General features: G+C 66.1%; 1 protein-coding gene. It reads left to right on the forward strand.

Annotated features, from left to right (window positions below; genetic code table 11):
* Window positions 1–198: 198 nt before the first annotated feature.
* Window positions 199–1,713 (forward strand): M81 family metallopeptidase, encoded by a 1,515-nt coding sequence (locus AAC071_RS16635; RefSeq protein ID WP_339834810.1) that lies wholly within the window; start codon window positions 199–201, stop codon window positions 1,711–1,713.
* Window positions 1,714–1,803 lie beyond the last annotated feature (90 nt).

Raw genomic sequence — 1,803 nt, forward strand, 5'->3', positions numbered from 1 at the left:
CTCCCGCCCGCACCCATCCTGACACATCCCCAACACACAGGGACCCATTGGCCTCCCGGCTTGTTGAGGCGTGGATTGGGTCCCGGCAACAAGTGCCGGGATGACACTTGTGTTTTTGGTTTCTCACTGCATCATTCGCAGAGTCGTGGTGGCCGGGTTTGCGCCATGCGCCCATAGTGAAGAAACGGAACTAGGCACATGCGCATCGCCGTCGGCGGCTTCCAGCACGAGACCAACACGTTTGCGCCGTCCAAGGCCGACTATGCGGCTTTTGCGCAGGCCGATTCATGGCCCGAACTGCAAAGCGGGCCGGCGCTGCTGACCGGCTTCAGCGGCATGAATGTGCCGGTCGCCGGCTTCATCGATTCCGCAACGAAAGCCGGCCACACGCTTCTGCCGCTGGTCTGGTGTTCGGCGACGCCGTCCGCGCATGTGACCGAAGATGCCTTCGAGCGCATCGCCGCGATGATGCTCGACGCGCTGGACGGCTCGGCGCCGTTCGATGCCGTCTATCTCGATCTTCACGGCGCCATGGTCACCGAACATTTCGACGACGGCGAGGGCGAATTGCTGGCGCGCGTCCGCGCCGCCATCGGCCCCGATATTCCGCTGGTCGCCAGCCTTGATCTCCACGCCAATGTAACGCCGCAAATGGTGGGCGAGGCCGATGCGCTGATCGGCTACCGCACCTATCCGCATGTCGACATGGCCGAAACCGGAGCGCGCGCCGCCGCGCATCTCGATGCGCTCTTTGCCGGCCTGCCGCGCCAGGCAAAGGCGATGCGCAAGCTCGACTATCTGATCCCGCTCACTTCGCAATGCACGCTGATCGAACCGGCGCAGCATCTCTATGCGCATCTGGCAAAGATCGAAGGCCAGATGCGCGGCAATGGCCGCGTCAGTTCGGCCTCCTTCACCACCGGCTTTCCGCCGGTCGACATTGCCGATTGCGGGCCGGCCGTCATCGCCTATGCCGATACGCAAGCGGCCGCCGACGAAGCGGCGGATGCGCTGGCCGCCGAAGTCGCAGCCGCCGAGCCGCGTTTCCGCGAAAAACTCTGGAGCGCGCGCGAGGCCGTCGCCTATGCGATCGCCAATGCGGCGGGCGGCCACGGTCCCATCGTGCTGGCCGACACGCAGGACAATCCCGGCGCCGGCGGCAATGGCGACACGATCGGTATTCTCGCCGAGCTGATCGCGCAGGACGCGCCGCGTGCCGCGCTGGGCGTGCTCTACGATCCCGAAAGCGCCGGGACGGCGGCACAGGCGGGCGAGGGCGCGCGCGTCCGCCTCGCGCTCGGCGCCAGGACCGGTGGCGCGCCCGGCGAAAAGCCCATCGAAGCCGAATTCGAGGTGGTGCGCGTCACCGATGGCGCGTTCCTGGCGACCGGTCCGTTTTACGGCGGCTCACGCATGTCGCTTGGAGTCACGGCGCGGCTCCGCATCGGCGGCGTCGAGGTGGTCGTCGCCTCGCGCAAGGCTCAGTGTGCGGATCGCGAAATGCTGCGCCACACCGGCATCGAGCCGGCCAATCTCGCCATTCTTGTTGTCAAAAGCTCGGTCCATTTCCGCGCCGATTTCGGGCCGATGGCGCGCGAAGTGCTGGTCGTCGAGAGCCCCGGCCCCAACATCGCCGACCTGTCGAAACTCCCCTACAAACGCCTGCGCAAGGGCGTGCGCGTGATGCCGATGGGCGAGGGGTTCGGGGGGTAGAAAGGGCAGCCTTCTCTCTTTCCCCACCCTCCCCTGTGTTTGTACCGGGGAGATAGCTAACAGGCGTTCGGGGACATGGTTGACACTTCT

It is taken from the genome of uncultured Parvibaculum sp., assembly GCF_963975745.1.
Classification (GTDB): domain Bacteria; phylum Pseudomonadota; class Alphaproteobacteria; order Parvibaculales; family Parvibaculaceae; genus Parvibaculum.

Bases quoted from the DNA above. Each gene is read 5' to 3' on its own strand.
- AAC071_RS16635 (WP_339834810.1), top strand. From the start codon at position 199: ATGCGCATCGCCGTCGGCGGCTTCCAGCACGAGACCAACACGTTTGCG.